The following is a 17,495-nucleotide window of genomic DNA, read 5'->3' as shown; positions in this document are numbered from 1 at the left end:
GAAAAAATACGGCCGCCGCGCGGCCGGGGAAAAATTCGCCGCCTCAGCCGCGCTTGTCCAGGCGCCGCGCCGCGGTGTTGCCGACAAACTGCAGGATCTGCACCAGCACCACCAGGATGGTGACCGTGAGCACCATCACATCGGTCTGGAAGCGGTAGTAGCCATAGCGGATCGCCAGGTCGCCAATGCCGCCGCCGCCGACCACGCCGGCAATGGCCGAGTACGACAGGAAGCTCACCGCCAGCACCGTGAGCGCCAGCACCAGGCCAGAACGCGCTTCCACCACCAGCACGCGCCAGACGATCTGCAGCTCCGAAGCGCCCATCGCATGCGCGGCTTCGATCACGCCGCGCGGCACTTCGCGCAGGCACTGGTCGACCAGTCGGGCGAAATACGGAATGGCAGCAATCGACAGCGGCACGGCCGCGGCCAGCGGGCCTATCGACGTGCCGGCAATCACCCGCGTGAACGGCACCAGCGCCACCAGCAGGATGATGAAAGGAAACGAGCGCACCGTGTTCACGATCCAGTTGAGCACGATGAACGCCGGCTTGTTGTCCAGCGACTGGCCCGGGCCCAGCAGGAACAGCAGCACGCCCAGCGGTCCGCCGAGAACCACCGCGGCCGTCAGGCCTATGCCCAGCATCAAGGCGGTCTGGGCCATGGCCAGCCACAGCTCGGGAAGAATGGCGACGATGTTCTCAGACATGGTGCAGCTCCTGGGCCGCGGCCGCAGCGGATGATGAAGAAACCGACGATTGCGCGCTCCAGCGCGCTTCGCGCGCCGTGCGCTCGCGCAGGGCCTCGATTTCCTGGCCCAGCAGCGTGGTGCGCGCGGCACTGGGGCCGTGCAGCGAGAACTGCTCGACCAGATGGCCGCCTTCGATGATCGCCACCTCGCTGCACAGCACCTCGACCACCGACAGCTCGTGCGTCACGATGACGATGGTCACGCCGGTCTTCTGCTGGATGTCGCGCAGCGTCTCGAGCAGCGAGCGCGTGGTTTCGCTGTCGAGCGCCGAAGTCGGCTCGTCGCACAGCAGCACCTGGGGGCGCGGCGCCAGCGCACGCGCAATCGCCACGCGCTGCTTCTGGCCGCCCGACAGCTGCGCCGGATAGCTGGCCATCTTTTCCGACAAGCCGACCAGCGCCAGGCATTCGCGCACGCGCGCGTCGATCTGGGCACGCGACAGCCCGCCGTGTATCTTCAGCGGAAAGGCCACGTTGTCGAACACGCTGGCGTTTTGCAGCAGGTTGAACTGCTGGAAGATCATGCCGATGTTCTGGCGCGCTTCGCGCAGTTCCTTGCGGCTGAGCTGGGTGAGCTCGCGGCCGGCAACGATGACTTCGCCCGCGTCGGGGCGCTCGAGCAGGTTGATCAGGCGCAGCAGCGTCGACTTGCCCGCGCCGCTCTTGCCGATCAGGCCGAATATCTCGCCCTGGCGCACATCCAGGGTGACCGATTTGACGGCCTCGAACAGGCCGCCGTCGGCCGTGGTGAACTTCTTCTTTACATCGCGCAAGCGGATGATGGGCGGTCTCTGGACCGGATCTGCGGTGTTCTGGCTCATGCAATCATGTTGTTGGAAACTGAACCGCCGGAACCGGGGAATCAGCGGCTTGCGCCTGTCTTCAAGGATCCGATGCCGGGGCGGGCAACCGCAGATTGCGCGTCGCGAATCTGCGCTCTCAATACGCCATTCGCCGACATGGGAATGGATGGAAGTGTGACGCCATCCCCCCAATCCACCAACGAATTTAAAAGCGCATGCTTATGCATTTTTACTAATAAAGAATCGGTATGCATCGTGGTCAACCCCAAGCACCCGCCGCTCCCGGCGGCATGAAAAAAGCCAGTGCGGCGCAAGGCGGCACTGGCTTTTTTCGGCGTGCTCAATGAGAGCACAGCAGCGTCGTTTAGAACGCGGGCACGACCGAACCCTTGAACTGGGTCTCGATGAACTGGCGCACTTCGGGCGACTGGTAGACCTTGATCAGCTTGGCGACCCAGGGCTGGTTCTTGTCGGCGTCACGCACGACCAGAATGTTGACGTAGGGGTTCTTGGCGCTTTCCTGCGCGATCGAATCGGTCTTGGGGTTCAGGCCAGCCGAGATCGCGAAGTTGGTGTTGATGGCCGAAGCATCGAGGTCGTCCAGCGAGCGCGGCAGCTGGGCAGCGTCGAGTTCGACAAAGCGCAGCTTCTTGGGGTTGGACACCACGTCCAGCGGCGTGGCCTTGAGGCCTGCGCCTTCCTTGAGCTTGATCAGGCCATGGGCCTGCAGCAGCAGCAGCACGCGGCCGCCGTTGGTCGGGTCGTTGGGGATGCCGAACTTCGCGCCCTGGGGCAGATCGGCAAGCTTCTTGACCTTCTTCGAATACAGGCCGATGGGGAAGTTGACCGTGTCGGCCACGCGCACCAGCTTGTAGCCGCGGTCCTTGACCTGGGCATCGAGGTAAGGCAGATGCTGGTAGCTGTTGGCATCCAGATCACCCGCGGCCAGCGCCGCATTGGGCTGGATGTAATCACCGAACTCGACCACCTGGATCTTCAGGCCCTGCTTTTCGGCGACCTGTTTGACCTGCTCGAAGATCTGGGCGTGGGGACCGGCGGTGACACCGATCTTGATCGATGTCTTGTCCTGGGCCACGGCGGCCAGGGGAGCTGCCAGGGCCAGGCCCAAAGCCAAAGTGGACTGCAAAAGTTGGCGCTTGTTCACGGAATGCCTTCAATCAAAAATTCGGAATGAAAGCACTGTACGCGCAAACCCTGGCGAATTTTCCGATTAAATAATCAGCTGCTTATTCCAAAATTGAATAAGCAGCCCTCAGTCGTCGCGCTGGGCTTCCTGGCCGGTCTGGCCCGAGAGCACCTGGCGCTGCTTGTGCTCCACATGGTAGGCCGTGAGCACCTGGTGGGCAATCGCATCGAGCGCGGGGTGGACGATGCCCTGCTTGTCGGTCCAGACCTTGGGCGTGATCGGCCCGGCAATCGCGATCGCATCGCCTTCGCGCAGCGCTTCGAGCGCGGCGCAGGGCGCGGCGTCAAAGGCAATCACGTTGACAAACAGGTTCTCGCCGTCGCCGCATTCGGCGCGCATGCGCGCCACCATGAAAGGCTTGCCGGTCTTGCTCGTGCGTTGCTCGGGCGTGCCGTAAAGCCGCCCGGCAATCAATCCATCCATCATGGTCGGTCCTTTTGCATTCAAGACACAGCCATGCTGCGCCCAAAACGGCAGAAAACAAAAAAGGGCCAGCAGAAAAATCTGCTGACCCTTTTTGGGGATTGTGGTCGGCGAGAAAGGATTCGAACCTTCGACCCCTTGCACCCCATGCAAGTGCGCTACCAGGCTGCGCTACACGCCGACGAGAATTGAATTATATACCGAAAAACCGCTTACACCGACAACAACTCGCGAATTTGCAAAAGCTCCTGGCGAACCGCCCAGGAATCGAGCGCCACCAATGCGCCATCGCGGGCCTCGTGCTCACGCCATTGAGCCGATACCAACTCAAAGCCATCGCCATCGGCGCCCTCCTCGGCACCCGGCGCACCCGCTTCGCGCAGGCGCGCACGCGCGCCTTGTATGGTGAAGCCCTGGTCATAAAGCAGCTCGCGTATGCGGCGGATCATCAGCAGTTCATGGTGCTGATAGTAGCGCCGGTTGCCGCGGCGCTTGACGGGACGCAGGTGGGTGAATTCCTGCTCCCAATAACGCAGCACATGCGGCTTCACGCAACACAATTGCGCCACTTCGCCAATGGTGAAGTAGCGTTTGGCCGGAATGGGCGGCAGCGGGGTTCCCTGGGACATCGGAAGCATCTCCAATCATCAACCTGACAAGGCTACCGCAGCCACCGCCATGCCGCCATGCGCAATCGCCCTGTGCGGGCAATGGCCGGTTATGCGACCGAGGCGGACGTCTCGCCGCTCTGGATCTGCTCCTTGAGCTTGGTGCTCGCATGGAACGTCACCACGCGGCGCGCCTGGATGGGAATCAGCTCGCCGGTGCGCGGATTGCGCCCCGGGCGCGGCGCCTTGGTGCGGATCTGGAAGTTGCCAAAGCCCGAGAGCTTGACGTCATCGCCTTCGACCAGGCTTTGCGAAACCAGGTCGAAGAACGCATCCACCATTTCCTTGGACTCGCGCTTGTTCAGGCCAATCTGGTCGAACAGCAAATCCGCTAGCTGGGCCTTGGTCAGCGCGGGGCTGTCCAGGCTTTCAATGGCCAATTCCATGGTAGACCCCTTGTCGTGGGAAAACACAACCGAATCCATCATCCGCGCAGGCGCGCAGCGCAGCGCGCCACCAGCTGCTCGATCACGGCCGCCATCGCGGCTTCGATCTCGGCTTCGGTCAGGCTGGCGGTATCGCTGCCCAGCAGCAGGCGCACGGCCAGGCTCTTTTCATTGGGCGCGAGCGCACCCGCGGCCGGCACTTCACCGGCGCGCAAAGGCTTGGCGCGGAACACGTCGAACAGCACGGCCGAGCGCAGCACCGTATGCGCTGCCGCGGCTTCCACGGCGGCCATGATCTCGGCATGGGTCACCGATTCGGCGACGACCACGGCAATATCACGCTCCACCGACTGGTGCTTGGCGACGGCGCGGAACTGGGGAACCTGGCGCAGCTGCACGGCGTCGAGCTCCAGCTCGAACATCACGGGCGCCTGGGGCAGCTCCCAGCCCTGGCGCCACTGCGGATGCAGCTCGCCGACGAAACCAATGGCCTTGCCGTCGAGCAGCACGCGCGCGCAGCGACCGGGATGCATGGCCGGATGCTCGGCCGCTTCGAAGCTAGGACGCAGCGGCGCGAGCAAGGCTTCCACATCACCCTTGATGTCGTAGAAATCAACCGCCTGGTCCTTGCGGCCCCATTGCAGCTGGTCGGCCGGGCCGCAGGCCATGCCGGCAACACGCATCGGCTGGTCAAAGCCCTGCACCGTGGTGTCGGTGCTTTGCACGCTGGCGTCGCGCAGGAACACGCGGCCGAGCTCGAACACGCGCACCCGCTGGGCCTTGCGGTCCAGGTTGAACTTGACGACCTGCAGCAGCGAACCCAGCAGCGAGCTGCGCATCACGCTCAGATGGCTGGCAATCGGGTTGAGCAGCTTGATCGGGTTGGCATTGCCGGCAAGCTCGTGCTCCCAGCGCTCTTCGACAAAGCTGAAGTTGATGGTTTCCTGGTAGCCCAGGGCCGCGAGTTCGCGGCGCACGGCGAAGCTGCTGCGCTGGTTTTCGGCGCGCAGCTTGGGCGTGATCGGCGCCAGCGGCGGCGTGGTCGGCAGCTGGCCGTAGCCCAGCATGCGCGCGACTTCCTCGATCAGGTCTTCTTCCAGCGCGATGTCGAAGCGGTACGACGGCGGCGTCACCGTGAGCACGCCCTCGCCCTGTGTCACGCCCAGGCCCAGGCCCTGCAGCGCGTCGAAGCACTGCTGCTGGCTCACGGGCATGCCTATGACCTTGGCGGCGCGCGCCACGCGCAGCTGCACGGGCTGGGGCGTGGGCACGTTGACGATCTGGTCGTCGATCGCGCCGCATTGCGTCTCGGGCGTGCCACAGATCTCGAGCACCAGCTCGGTGATGCGCTCGATATGCTCCACCGTGAGGCTGGGGTCCACGCCGCGCTCGAAGCGGTGGCCGGCGTCGGTCGAGAAGTTGAAGCGGCGCGAGCGCCCGGCAATCGCGCGCGGCCACCAGAACGCGGCTTCGACGTAGATATGGCGGGTGTCGTCGGACACCGCCGTGGCGTCGCCGCCCATGATGCCGGCCAGCGATTCGATCGCCTGGTCATCGGCAATCACGCCGACCTGGCCATCGACCGTGACTGTGTTGCCGTTGAGCAGCTTGAGCTGCTCGCCGGGACGGCCCCAGCGCACGTCGAGGCCGCCGTGGATCTTGTCGAGGTCGAAAATGTGCGACGGACGGCCCAGCTCGAACATCACGTAGTTCGAGATGTCGACCAGCGGCGCGACGCTGCGCTGGCCGCAGCGCGCCAGGCGGTCGACCATCCACGCCGGGGTCTTGGCCTGGGTGTTGACGTTGCGGATCACGCGGCCCGAGAAGCGGCCGCACAGATCGGGCGCGCTGATCTTCACGCCCAGGCGGGCGTCGCTGGCCACGGCTGCGGGCTTGAACGTCGGTGCCTGCAAGGGCGCGCCGGTCAGGGCCGCGACTTCGCGCGCGATGCCGTAGACGCTCAGGCAATGCGCCAGATTGGGCGTGAGCTTGAGCGTGAACAGCGTGTCGTCGAGGTCCAGGTACTTGCGGATGTCCTGGCCCAGCGGTGCGTCGAGCGGCAGCTCGAGCAGGCCGCCATTGTCGTCGGCGAGCTTGAGCTCCTTGGCCGAGCACAGCATGCCGTAGCTTTCGACGCCGCGCAGCTTGCCGATCTTGATCAGGAAAGGCTTGCCGTCGTCGCCCGCGGGCAGCTCGGCGCCGACCATGGCGCAGGGAATGCGAATGCCCACGCGCGCGTTGGGCGCGCCGCAGACGATGGTCAGCAGCTCGGCCTGGCCCACATCGACCTGGCACACGCGCAGGCGATCGGCATTCGGATGCTGTACGGCCTCCTTGATTTCACCGACCACGATGCCGGTGAACGGCGGCGCGACGGGAGCGAGCTCCTCGACTTCCAGACCGGCCATGGTCAGGGTGTGCGCGAGTTCGGTAGTGCTCAGGGGCGGGTTGCAGAACGCGCGCAACCAGGATTCAGGGAATTGCATAGTCAGACTCTTTGGCTTCAAACGGGCCTGCGTACCAGACGCAGGCGCCAACAGTGGGTGCGGTGTTTACTGGAACTGCGACAGGAAGCGGATGTCGCCGTCAAAGAACAGGCGCAGGTCGTTGACGCCGTAGCGCAGCATGGTCAGCCGGTCTGGCCCCATGCCAAAGGCAAAGCCTATGTACTTCTCGGGGTCCAGCCCCATGTTGCGCACCACGTTCGGGTGCACCTGGCCGGAGCCGGCGACTTCGAGCCACTTGCCCGCGAGCGGACCGGTCTGGAACTGGATGTCGATCTCGGCGCTGGGCTCGGTGAACGGGAAGAAACTGGGGCGGAAACGCAGCACCAGATCGTCGCTCTCGAAGAACGTGCGGCAGAAATCGGTGAACACCACCTTCAAGTCCTTGAAGCTGACGTTCTCGCCTATCCAGATGCCTTCGCACTGGTGGAACATCGGCGAATGCGTGGCATCGCTGTCCACGCGGTAGGTGCGGCCCGGCGCGATCACGCGGATCTCGGGCATGCTCTGGCCCGCGTCGAGCAGGGCCTGGTATTTCTTCACATGCTGCACCGCATAGCGCACCTGCATGGGGCTGGTGTGCGTGCGCAGCAGGTTGGGCGCGGTCTCGGTGCCGCCTTCGACGTAGAAGGTGTCGTGCATCGAGCGCGCGGGATGGTCTTCGGGCGTGTTGAGCGCAGTGAAGTTGAACCAGTCGGACTCGATTTCGGGGCCGTCGGCCACGTCGAAACCCATGGACGCAAAAATGCCTTCGATGCGCTCGAGCGTCAGCGACACCGGGTGCAGGCCACCCGCGCCGCGACGCCGGCCCGGCAGGCTCACGTCAAGCGCCTCGGCCTTGAGTTGGGTTTGCAGTTCGGCATCGGCCAGTGCCTGGCGGCGTGCCGTGAGCGCGGCTTCGATCGCCTGCTTGGCGACGTTGATCTGAGCGCCGCGCGACTTCTTCTCCTCGACGGAAAGCTGCGCCATGCCCTTCATCAGTTCGGTCACACGACCGGACTTGCCCAGGAACTGGGCCTTGGCATTTTCCAGATCAGCAGGGGTGACGGCTTGCGCAAACAGTTGTTGCGCGCTTTCGACCAGAGAATCCAACTCGTTCATATCGACTCTTGAAAATAAACAAGGGCTAGTGCCTTTTCAAGCTCTAGCCCTTGTTGTTAGTGCATTAGCAGCTACAGGTTATGTAGCTACAGGCCGTGAACTCAAGCAGCCAGCTTGGCCTTGACTTGTTCAACGATGCTGGCGAAAGCAGCCTTGTCGTGCACCGCGATATCGGCCAGCATCTTGCGGTCGATTTCAATCGATGCCTTCTTCAGGCCGTTTGCGAACACGCTGTAGGTCAGACCCAGTTCACGCGCAGCGGCGTTGATACGGGCAATCCACAGCTGACGGAACACGCGCTTCTTGTTACGACGGTCACGGTAGGCATATTGCCCAGCCTTCATTACCGCTTGTTTAGCGATACGGAAGACATTACCGCGGCGACCGCGAAAACCCTTAGCGAGGGCCAGAACTTTTTTGTGACGGGCACGGGCCGTTACACCACGTTTGACGCGAGGCATGTAAGTACTCCTTGTTCGTCAGTTAATTACAAGCCGAAGCCGGGCAGCATTTGTGCGACGGAGGCCATGTTGGTCTCGTGCACAGCAACCGCACCGCGCAGGTGACGCTTGTTCTTGGTGGTCTTCTTCGTCAAGATGTGACGCTTGAAGGCTTGACCGCGCTTGACGGTGCCACCGGGACGAACGCGGAATCGCTTCTTCGCGCTGCTCTTGGTCTTCATTTTGGGCATGTGAATGCTCCTGTTAATTGTGCTCGTGAGGCGTTCGCACAAAGGAGTGCGAACTTGTTGGCCCCGAGCCACTTCTTTGCCAGCCATTTCAGGCCGGCCTGCGCGGCCACCGACGAATCGGCCACCGCACTTGGCTGCATGGCGTGAACCATGCGGCGCAAAAGAAAAAGTGAGCCTTTACGGCTCACTTTCGCTGCGAGCTAGATTATGCCTCAAGCTGCGGGCGTTGTGGGCGCATCGCCCTGTGCCTTCGCCGGTGCCGGCTTTTTCTTTGCCGGGGCAATCATCATGATCATCTGACGACCTTCGAGCTTGGGAAACTGCTCGACGGCAATCGTGTCGGCCAGGTCATCGCGAATGCGATTGAGCAGGGCCAGACCCAAGTTCTGGTGCGTGATTTCGCGACCGCGAAAACGCAGCGTGATCTTGCACTTGTCGCCTTCCGCGAGGAAGCGGCGAATGTTGCGCAACTTGATGTTGTAGTCGCCGTCGTCGGTACCGGGACGGAATTTGACTTCCTTGATCTCGATGACCGTTTGCTTGGCCTTGGCCTCGGCGGCGCGCTTTTGTTCCTGGTATTTGAACTTGCCGTAGTCCATCAGCCGGCAGACCGGCGGATTGGCAGTAGCGGCGATTTCCACCAGGTCAACGTCCAACTCACCCGCCATACGCAATGCTTCCATGATGGGAACAATGCCGAGGGGCTCGTTTTCTGGGCCGGACAGACGCACTTCAGGCGCCATGATTTCACGGTTGAGGCGGTGCTTGCGCTCCTCACGGTGACGGCGATCGCGAAATTCAGTAGCTATGGTTTTCACCCTTGAATATAAATGGCTACAACAGCGTAGCCTGCTTGCGTGCACTGTGCACGCAAGCCAAAGGCTGACATCTCAGTCAGATCTTGGAGGCGATGTCGCTGGCGACCAATTCAATGAATGCGTCGACCGACATCACGCCGAGGTCTTTGTTGCCCCGGGCGCGCACTGCAACCGCTCCGGCTGCCTTTTCCTTGTCGCCAGCGACGAGGATATAGGGCAGCTTCTGCAACGAATGCTCGCGTATTTTATACGTAATCTTTTCGTTGCGCAGGTCAGTAACCACGCGAAGGTCTTGACCCGGCAAGGCTTTTCGCAGTTTTTCGGCAATTTCACGACAGTAGTCGCCCTGGGCGTCGGTGATGTTGAGCACCGCTGCCTGCACGGGAGCCAGCCAGACCGGCAATGCGCCAGCATGCTGCTCGATCAGGATACCGATGAAGCGCTCCAGGCTGCCGACGATCGCACGGTGCAGCATCACGGGGCGATGGCGGTTGCCGTCCTCGCCCACATATTCCGCGTCGAGGCGCTCGGGCATCGAGAAGTCGACCTGGATGGTGCCGCACTGCCACTGGCGGCCCAGTGCGTCCTTGAGCGTGTACTCGATCTTGGGGCCGTAGAACGCGCCGTCGCCAGGGGCGATTTCAAACTCGCAGCCCGAAGCGCGCAGGCTTTCGGCCAGTGCGTTCTCGGCCTTGTCCCAGCTTTCATCCGAGCCGATGCGCGCTTCGGGGCGCGTGGCGAGCTTGTAGATGATGTCGGTGAAACCGAAGTCGGCGTAGACCTTTTGCAGCAGCGTGCTGAAGGCCTGCACTTCGGGCTGGATCTGGTCTTCGGTACAGAAGATGTGGCCGTCGTCCTGCGTGAAGCCGCGCACGCGCATGATGCCGTGCAGGCCGCCCGTGGGCTCGTTGCGGTGGCACTGGCCAAACTCACCGTAGCGCAGCGGCAGGTCGCGGTAGCTCTTGATGCCCTGGTTGAAGATGATGATGTGGCCGGGGCAGTTCATCGGCTTGAGCGCGTAGTCGCGCTTTTCGCTTTCGGTGACGAACATGCCGTCGCGATACTTGTCCCAGTGGCCGGTCTTCTCCCACAGGCCCTTGTCGAGGATCTGCGGACCCTTGACTTCCTGGTAGCCATTGTCGCGGTAGACGGCGCGCATGTACTGCTCGACCTGCTGCCACAGCGTCCAGCCCTTGGGATGCCAGAACACCGTGCCGGGCGAATGCTCGTCGATATGGAACAGATCGAGTTCGCGGCCGAGCTTGCGGTGGTCGCGCTTCTCGGCTTCCTCCAGCATGCGCAGGTATTGCTGCAATTCGTCCTTGGTGGCCCAGGCCGTGCCGTAGACGCGCTGCAGCATCTCGTTGCGGTGGTCGCCGCGCCAGTAGGCGCCCGCGACCTTCATCAGCTTGAAGAACTTGAGCTTGCCGGTGCTGGGCACGTGGGGGCCGCGGCACAGGTCCTCGAAGTTGCCTTCGCGGTACAGGCTCACATCCTCGTTGCTGGGAATGCTGGCAATGATCTCGGCCTTGTAGTTCTCGCCCAGGCCCTTGAAGTAGGCTACGGCTTCGTCGCGCGGCAGCACGCGGCGCACCACGGGCTCGTCCTTGGCGGCGAGTTCGGTCATGCGCTTCTCGATCGCTGCCAGATCTTCGGGCGTGAACGGGCGCTTGTAGGCGAAGTCGTAGAAGAAGCCGTTTTCAATCACCGGGCCGATGGTGACCTGGGCATCGGGAAACAGTTCCTTGACCGCATAGGCCAGCAAGTGGGCGGTCGAATGGCGGATGACGTCCAGGCCGTCGGCGTCCTTGGCCGTGATGATGGCCAGTTGCGCGTCCTGCTCTATCAGGTGGCTGGTATCGACGACCTTGGCGGCGTCGCCGGAGCCGATCTTGCCGGCCAGCGCGGCCTTGGCCAGGCCGGTACCTATCGAAGCGGCAACGTCAGCCACGGTGACCGGGCCGGGAAACTCGCGTTGGGAGCCATCGGGGAGCGTGATGTGGATCATGGGATTCCTTGTCTAACCTTGTCTGGGGGATTGGGTGCGCGCCCGTGCCAAAAACAAAAAGCGCGGAACAGGTCCGCGCTTGAGAGGGAGAGAAAGCAAAAATCTCGTGCAGGCGCGAACCGCCGGCCTCAACGGCCGGAGAACATCTCCGTGGATGTAGTTCGCGGTGTCATAACCAGATTGCCTTTCTCGCCCTTGTACGTTGAAACAATGTGCTTGCGCGCATTTTACCTCTGTCGCGCAAGTCCCGCACAGCTGGCGCGTTGCCGGACTGCCTAAACGATGTTCGCTATCGCTGCGCCCTGCTGCTGATAGGCACCCACCGCGGCGCGTATCGTGATCGTTCCGGCGCGGTGGGCGGTGACCTGCATCTCCATTTTCATGGCTTCCATGACCGCGATCAGGTCGCCGGCCTGCACGGCGTCGCCGTCCGCCACTTTCCAGGCATGCACGGTGCCGCTCACGGGCGCGGCCACGGCCGAGGCGTCAACGGCAGCGGCCACGGGGGCGTCGGCGGCGCGCGCCGCGCCCGACGACAGGCCCGCGAGCAAGGCCGTGGGCAGACCCAGCGTCACGCGCCGGCCGTCGATTTCCATGACCGTGCGCTGCAAGCTGGTATCGGCCACCGGCGTCACGCGCGCGGCCGCTTCGAGATCCTGCGCGAAATCGGTTTCAATCCAGCGCGTGTGCACCTTGAAATCCTGCGCGGTCTCGGCCGTGAAATCGGACTGCTCGAGCACTGCGCGGTGGAAAGGCAGCACCGAGGCCACGCCTTCGATGCGAAACTCCTTGAGCGCGCGGCGCGCGCGCACGATGGCCTGCTCGCGCGTTGCGCCGGTGACGATCAGCTTGGCCATCAGCGAGTCGAAGGTGCCGGGAATGACCGAGCCCGTGACCACGCCCGAGTCGACGCGCACGCCCGGGCCCGAAGGTGCCTCGAACAGCGTGATCGCGCCGGGCGTGGGCACGAAGCCGCGGCCCACGTCTTCGGCGTTGATGCGGAACTCCAGCGCATGGCCGCGCGGCGCGGGGGTCTCCAGCACGCGCAGCGCCAGGCCGTCGGCAATGCGCAGCTGCTCGACCACCAGGTCGATGCCCGTGGTTTCCTCGGTCACGGGATGTTCGACCTGCAATCGGGTGTTCACTTCGAGGAAGGAAATCGCGCCGTTCTGGCTCAGCAGGAATTCGACGGTGCCCGCGCCGGTGTAGCCCGCAGCCGCGCAGATGTCCTTGGCCGACTGGTGAATGCGCGCGCGCTGCTCATCGCTGAGAAACGGTGCGGGCGCCTCTTCAACCAGCTTCTGGTTGCGCCGCTGCAGCGAGCAGTCGCGCGTGCCCAGCACCAGCACGTTGCCGTGCTGGTCGGCCAGCACCTGGGCTTCGACATGGCGCGGGTGGTCGAGGAACTGTTCCAGGAAGCACTCGCCGCGGCCAAACGCCGTCACGGCCTCGCGCACCGCCGACTCGTACAGCTCGGCCACTTCCTCGAGCTTCCATGCGACCTTGATGCCGCGGCCACCGCCGCCAAACGCCGCCTTGATGGCCACCGGCAGACCGTGCTGCTGGGCGAAATCAATGACTTCCTGGGCGTCCTTGACGGGCTCGGCCGTGCCGGCGACCAGCGGCGCGCCGACCTGGATGGCCAGCTTGCGCGCCTGGACCTTGTCGCCCAGGCGGCTGATGGCCTGCGGCGAGGGGCCTATCCAGATCAGGCCGGCATCGATCACGGCCTGGGCAAAGGCCGCGCTTTCCGACAGGAAACCGTAGCCGGGATGCACGGCATCGGCGCCGCTCTTGCGCGCGACCTCCAGCAGCTTGGCAATGTGCAGATAGGTGTCGACCGGGCGATCACCGCCCAGGCCATAGGCTTCGTCGGCCATGCGCGCGTGCAGCGCATCGATGTCGGCGTCGGCATAGACGGCAACGGACTTCACGCCGTAGTCGGCGCAGGCGCGCGCCACGCGCACGGCGATCTCGCCACGGTTGGCAATCAGGACTTTTTTCATCATTTCAATTCTTTACTGGTGAGGTCTTGGGGCCGCGGCTCAGGCGGGCGCCGTCTGTGCGACGTCGAATGCGCGCACCACGCGGAACTTCACGCGCGCATTGACCGGAATCTGCCCGGCCAGATCGAGGTGGTAGCTGGCCACACTGGCGATCACGGGATAGCCGCCGGTCAGCGGGTGGTCGGCAAGAAACAGCACGGGCTGGCCGCTGGCCGGCACCTGGATCGCGCCCCGCGCCGTGCCTTCGCTGGGCAGCTCCTTAACCTGGGCGCGCGTCAGCGCGACATCGCCCTGCAGGCGTATGCCCACGCGGTTCGACTGGGGCGTGACCGCCCAGGCCTGGCTGCAGAGCAGCTCCAGCGACTGCTCGGCAAACCAGTCGGTGCGCGGGCCCAGCACCACGTCGAGACATATCTCTTCATCGGCGCGCGGCATGGCGAACGCGGCCTGCTCGGCCAGGGCCACGGCCGGCAGGCCGGCAGTGCTGCCCACCCGCAGCGCATCGCCCGCGGCCAGCGCGGCAGGGCCTACGCGTGCCAGCGTATCGGTGGACGCGCTGCCCAGCACCGGCGCCACGCTCCAGCCGCCGCGCACGGCGACATAGTTGCGCGAGCCAGCCGCAGGCGTGCCCACGATCAGGCGATCGCCGGCATCGAGCGCCAGCGCCGCATAGGTGTTCACGGCGTAGCGCCGGCCCTGCGCCGTCAGCACTTCGACCAGCGCGTCGGCGCCGGTCACGGCAAGGACTGCGGGCTGCAGGGCTTCGAGCGTGAGGCCGCCATAGGCGACTTCGAGACAGGCGGTGTCGACACCCAGGCCATGGGCGACATTGCCGACCACGCGGTTGGCCGCGCGCAGCGCGCCACGGTCCATCGCGCCCGATGCGCCCACGCCCTGCCCGGCATGACCGAGCCGGCCGCCGTCCTGGAACAGCGTCTGCAGGCCAGGTGCCTCGACGCGAAACGCCGCGCCCGCCGCATCGCCCGTGCCTGCCGGCGCAGCCACGCGTTCGCCCGCACAGGCCGTCATCAGCGCGGCCAGCGCTTCGGGCGACAGGGTGGCGATATCGACGAACTGCACGCGGTAGCCGGGGCGCAGCAACGAAGGCGCGACGCGCTCCAGGTCCCACATCTGCACGGGGGTCGTGCCTATGATCTGCCAGCCGCCGGGGCTGGCCTGCGGATAGACGCCGCTGAACGTGCCGGCCAGGCCCACCGCGCCCGCGGGAATGCGCGTGCGCGGCGTCTTGCGCCGCGGCACGTCGAGCCGCGCGTCGCCGCCCGAGAGATAGGCAAAGCCCGGCGCGAATCCCGTGAAGGCCACGGAATATTCGCCGCCGGTGTGCATGCGCACCACGTCGGCGGGCGCGACGCCCAGGATATCTGCGACTTCCCGCAGGTCTTCGCCGTCGTAATGCACGGGAATCTGCACGCGGTGGCTGGAGCGCTCGACCTGGGCCGCCACGCTGCGCGCGCCGATCGCATCGATCAGCTGCGGCAACTGCGTCAGCGCCGGGTTGAAATAGACCAGGATGGTGCGCGCCGCGGGAATCAGCTCCTCGACGCCGGCCACGGGCTCGGTCTGCAGCGACTGCAGCAGCGCCAGGGTCTGGGCCAGGTCATCGAGTTCGACCAGCACCGCATTCAGATTGACAGGCAGGAAACGCATGGGCAGCTCAGTTCACATCACTGGATACGAAAGGCGAAATCGCCACGCCTTCGGCCTGCAGGCGCGCGCGCACGGCGCGCGCCATCTCGACCGCGCCCGGGCTGTCGCCATGCACGCAGATCGAATCGGCCTGGATGCGCACGTCGTTGCCGTTGAGATCGGCGACCACGCCTTCGCGCACCAGACGCAGCATGCGCGCCGCGACTTCGTCGGCGTCATGCAGCACCGCGCCTTTTTCGCGCCGCGACACCAGGCTGCCGTCGGGCATGTAGCCGCGGTCGGCAAACGCTTCGGCAACGGTGCTCAGGCCCGCGTCCTGCGCCCAGCCGATCAGCGGCGAGCCCGCGAGGCACACCAGCACCAGGCTCGCATCGATGGCGAGAATCGCATTGATCACATCGCGCGCCTGGCGGGCGTCATGGGCAATCGTGTTGTAGAGCGCGCCATGCGGCTTGACGTAGCGCACGCGCGTGCCGGCAGCCGTGGCCAGGCCCTGGAGCGCGCCGATCTGGTAGATCACGTCGGCCACGAGGTCTTCGCTGGCGACATCCATGTTGCGCCGGCCAAAGCCCACGAGATCGCGGTAGGCGACATGCGCGCCCACGGTCACGCCATTGGCCTGGGCTTGGCGCAGGGTCTTGAGAATGCCCGCGGTGTCGCCCGCATGGAAGCCGCAGGCGACGTTGGCGCTGCTGACAATCTTCAGCATGGCCGCGTCATCGCCCATGCGCCAGGCGCCCAGGCTTTCGCCCAGATCGCTGTTCAAATCCATCTTCAACATCGTGATGTTCCTTTATTGAGTGCCGCTCAATGCAGCTTGCCGCCGGTCTCAAGCACGTCGGCCTGCACCGTGAGCGCGGTGCGCAGCAATTGCTGAATGCCTTCGACCTGGGTGGACAGGGCCATGCTCGGCGCTCCCGGAATGCGCGCAGCTTGCTCGGGCAGCAGCGGCAGATGCACAAAGCCGCCGCGCGCCTGGTCGCCCTTCTGCGCGAGCGCATGCATCAGCGCATAGAAAACATGGTTGCAGACAAAGCTGCCCGCAGTGTTCGACACCGACGCCGGAACGCCCGCGGCGCGCAGATCGCGTGCAATGGCCTTGATCGGCAGAGTGGACCAATAGGCCACTGGCCCCTCCGCGGCCACCGGCGTGTCTATAGGCTGCGCACCCGCATTGTCTGGAATGCGCGCATCGTTCACGTTGATGGCCACGCGCTCAGGCGTGATATCGGTGCGGCTTCCGGCCAGCCCCAGGCACACCACAAGTTGGGGCCGGCACTCAGCGAGCGCCCGCAACAGCACGTCATTCGCGGCGCCGAACACGCAAGGCAGCTGCACCGCGTGCACGCGCGCCGTGCGGCCTTGGGCCTCGAAAGTCCAGCCCGCGAGCGCGCGCGCCACTTCCCATGATGGATTGACCGTGTCCTTGTCGAAAGGCTCGAAGCCCGTCAGTAGGACCGTCATCGCAGGATTCAGTGTTTCAGTCATCGCTCGCTCCCCGCCACTCAGCGGAACATCAGGAAATACAGCAGGAAGACATTGACCACCAGCAGCGCCAGTGCCGTCGGCGCCTGCGCCTTGATCACCGCGTTCTTGTCGGGCAATTCCAGCAGCGCCGCGGGCACGATGTTGAAGTTTGCCGCCATGGGGGTCAGCAAGGTGCCGCAGTAGCCGGAGAACATGCCGATGGCCGCCATCACGGCAGGATCGCCACCGTACACGCCGATCAGGATGGGCACGCCCACGCCGCCGGTCATCACCGGGAACGCAGCAAAGCCATTGCCCATGATGATGGTGAACAGCGCCATGCCCAGCACGTAGACCGCGACCGCGACAAAACGGATGTCCATGTTGATGTAGCTTGTGGTCACATAGGCCACGGCCTTGCCCACGCCGGCATCCGAGAACACCAGACCCAGCATGCCCAGCAGCTGCGGCAGCACCACGGCCCAGCCGAGCGCGTCGGTCAGCCGGCGCGATTCTCGCATGCCCTGCACCGGCGTTTCGCGCGTCAGATAGCAGGCCAGGCCCAGCGCCACGATGCAGCCCAGACCCAGGCTCACCAGCGTGGTGTTCTTGGGGTCGAGCAGCAGCGCGTCGCCGATCTTGATGTTGTGCAGCAGCAAGGTGCCGATCACGGTCACCAGCGGAATCGCCAGCGCTGGAGCGAACAGCTTGTTGCCCAGGCGCTTGGCGCTGGCCATGTACTCCGCGTCGGTGCGCGGCTTGTGCTTGCCCACGCCCACGCCGCCGAAGCCGGCAATCAGCGCCATGACGATCACGCCCACGCCCACCCACTCGGGCGGCAGCTTCTCACCGATCAGGAAGACCAGCGAATACAGGCCCCAGAAGGCGGCGCTGGTATAGCGGCGCGTATGGCCCTTGTCGGCCAGCGTCATCAGCGCCGTGATCGCCAGGATGGCACCGACGAGATAGTAAAGATGTTGAATCGACAGAATCAT

General features: G+C 64.6%; 17 protein-coding genes and 1 tRNA gene. All 18 read right to left on the bottom strand.

What is annotated here, in order from left to right; all coding sequences use genetic code 11:
- Positions 1-43: 43 nt before the first annotated feature.
- Entirely contained in the window at positions 44-709 is a 666-nt protein-coding gene (locus ACSVDO_RS08905) for a methionine ABC transporter permease (RefSeq protein ID WP_489595960.1), read from the bottom strand.
- Positions 702-1,571 carry a methionine ABC transporter ATP-binding protein gene (locus tag ACSVDO_RS08900; RefSeq protein WP_489595958.1) on the bottom strand — a complete coding sequence of 290 codons (870 nt, stop codon included), beginning with the start codon at positions 1,569-1,571 and terminating at the stop codon, positions 702-704. The genes ACSVDO_RS08905 and ACSVDO_RS08900 overlap by 8 nt, the downstream gene beginning before the upstream one ends.
- 346 nt (positions 1,572-1,917) lie before the next feature.
- Positions 1,918-2,718, bottom strand: a complete 801-nt coding sequence (locus ACSVDO_RS08895) for a MetQ/NlpA family ABC transporter substrate-binding protein (RefSeq protein ID WP_489595956.1) — start codon at positions 2,716-2,718, stop codon at positions 1,918-1,920.
- Between the two features lie 108 nt (positions 2,719-2,826).
- Entirely contained in the window at positions 2,827-3,186 is a 360-nt protein-coding gene (locus tag ACSVDO_RS08890; RefSeq protein WP_332538656.1) for a single-stranded DNA-binding protein, read from the bottom strand.
- A gap of 101 nt (positions 3,187-3,287) precedes the next feature.
- Positions 3,288-3,364: transfer RNA gene (locus ACSVDO_RS08885), tRNA-Pro, on the bottom strand.
- Positions 3,365-3,395: 31 nt separating this feature from the next.
- Complete coding sequence (locus ACSVDO_RS08880) at positions 3,396-3,821, bottom strand: MerR family transcriptional regulator (RefSeq protein WP_489595954.1); 426 nt, start codon at positions 3,819-3,821, stop codon at positions 3,396-3,398.
- A gap of 80 nt (positions 3,822-3,901) precedes the next feature.
- The gene (locus ACSVDO_RS08875; protein WP_213299886.1) at positions 3,902-4,237 is read right to left on the bottom strand and encodes an integration host factor subunit alpha; all 336 of its coding nucleotides are present in this window, start codon (positions 4,235-4,237) and stop codon (positions 3,902-3,904) included.
- Positions 4,238-4,275: 38 nt separating this feature from the next.
- On the bottom strand, positions 4,276-6,723 hold the full coding sequence (gene pheT / locus ACSVDO_RS08870; RefSeq protein ID WP_489595953.1) for a phenylalanine--tRNA ligase subunit beta: 2,448 nt from the start codon (positions 6,721-6,723) through the stop codon (positions 4,276-4,278).
- Positions 6,724-6,789: 66 nt separating this feature from the next.
- A complete protein-coding gene (gene pheS, locus ACSVDO_RS08865; protein ID WP_332538654.1) occupies positions 6,790-7,842 on the bottom strand; it encodes a phenylalanine--tRNA ligase subunit alpha in 1,053 nt (350 codons plus the stop codon).
- 101 nt (positions 7,843-7,943) lie between these two features.
- Entirely contained in the window at positions 7,944-8,303 is a 360-nt protein-coding gene (gene rplT, locus ACSVDO_RS08860; protein WP_213299879.1) for a 50S ribosomal protein L20, read from the bottom strand.
- A 26-nt stretch (positions 8,304-8,329) separates the two neighbouring features.
- Complete coding sequence (gene rpmI, locus ACSVDO_RS08855; RefSeq protein WP_159912882.1) at positions 8,330-8,533, bottom strand: 50S ribosomal protein L35; 204 nt, start codon at positions 8,531-8,533, stop codon at positions 8,330-8,332.
- A gap of 212 nt (positions 8,534-8,745) precedes the next feature.
- Positions 8,746-9,351, bottom strand: coding sequence for a translation initiation factor IF-3 (gene infC / locus ACSVDO_RS08850; protein WP_213299876.1), 606 nt, complete (start codon positions 9,349-9,351; stop codon positions 8,746-8,748).
- A gap of 76 nt (positions 9,352-9,427) precedes the next feature.
- A complete protein-coding gene (gene thrS, locus ACSVDO_RS08845) occupies positions 9,428-11,359 on the bottom strand; it encodes a threonine--tRNA ligase (protein ID WP_332538653.1) in 1,932 nt (643 codons plus the stop codon).
- Positions 11,360-11,634: 275 nt separating this feature from the next.
- Positions 11,635-13,365 carry an acetyl/propionyl/methylcrotonyl-CoA carboxylase subunit alpha gene (locus ACSVDO_RS08840; protein ID WP_489596369.1) on the bottom strand — a complete coding sequence of 577 codons (1,731 nt, stop codon included), beginning with the start codon at positions 13,363-13,365 and terminating at the stop codon, positions 11,635-11,637.
- Between the two features lie 39 nt (positions 13,366-13,404).
- A complete protein-coding gene (locus ACSVDO_RS08835) occupies positions 13,405-15,033 on the bottom strand; it encodes a 5-oxoprolinase subunit B/C family protein (RefSeq protein ID WP_489595951.1) in 1,629 nt (542 codons plus the stop codon).
- Between the two features lie 7 nt (positions 15,034-15,040).
- Positions 15,041-15,811 carry a LamB/YcsF family protein gene (locus ACSVDO_RS08830; RefSeq protein WP_489596367.1) on the bottom strand — a complete coding sequence of 257 codons (771 nt, stop codon included), beginning with the start codon at positions 15,809-15,811 and terminating at the stop codon, positions 15,041-15,043.
- Positions 15,812-15,840: 29 nt separating this feature from the next.
- Positions 15,841-16,521: a pyroglutamyl-peptidase I gene (pcp, locus tag ACSVDO_RS08825; RefSeq protein WP_489595949.1), complete on the bottom strand. Its 681-nt coding sequence runs from the start codon at positions 16,519-16,521 to the stop codon at positions 15,841-15,843.
- Positions 16,522-16,538: 17 nt separating this feature from the next.
- Positions 16,539-17,495: a DUF979 domain-containing protein gene (locus tag ACSVDO_RS08820; RefSeq protein WP_332549184.1), complete on the bottom strand. Its 957-nt coding sequence runs from the start codon at positions 17,493-17,495 to the stop codon at positions 16,539-16,541.

This window comes from Comamonas sp. DB36 (assembly GCF_057914905.1).
The sequence above is the reverse complement of the archived record's forward strand: the minus strand, read 5'-3'. Positions and strand labels throughout refer to the sequence as shown.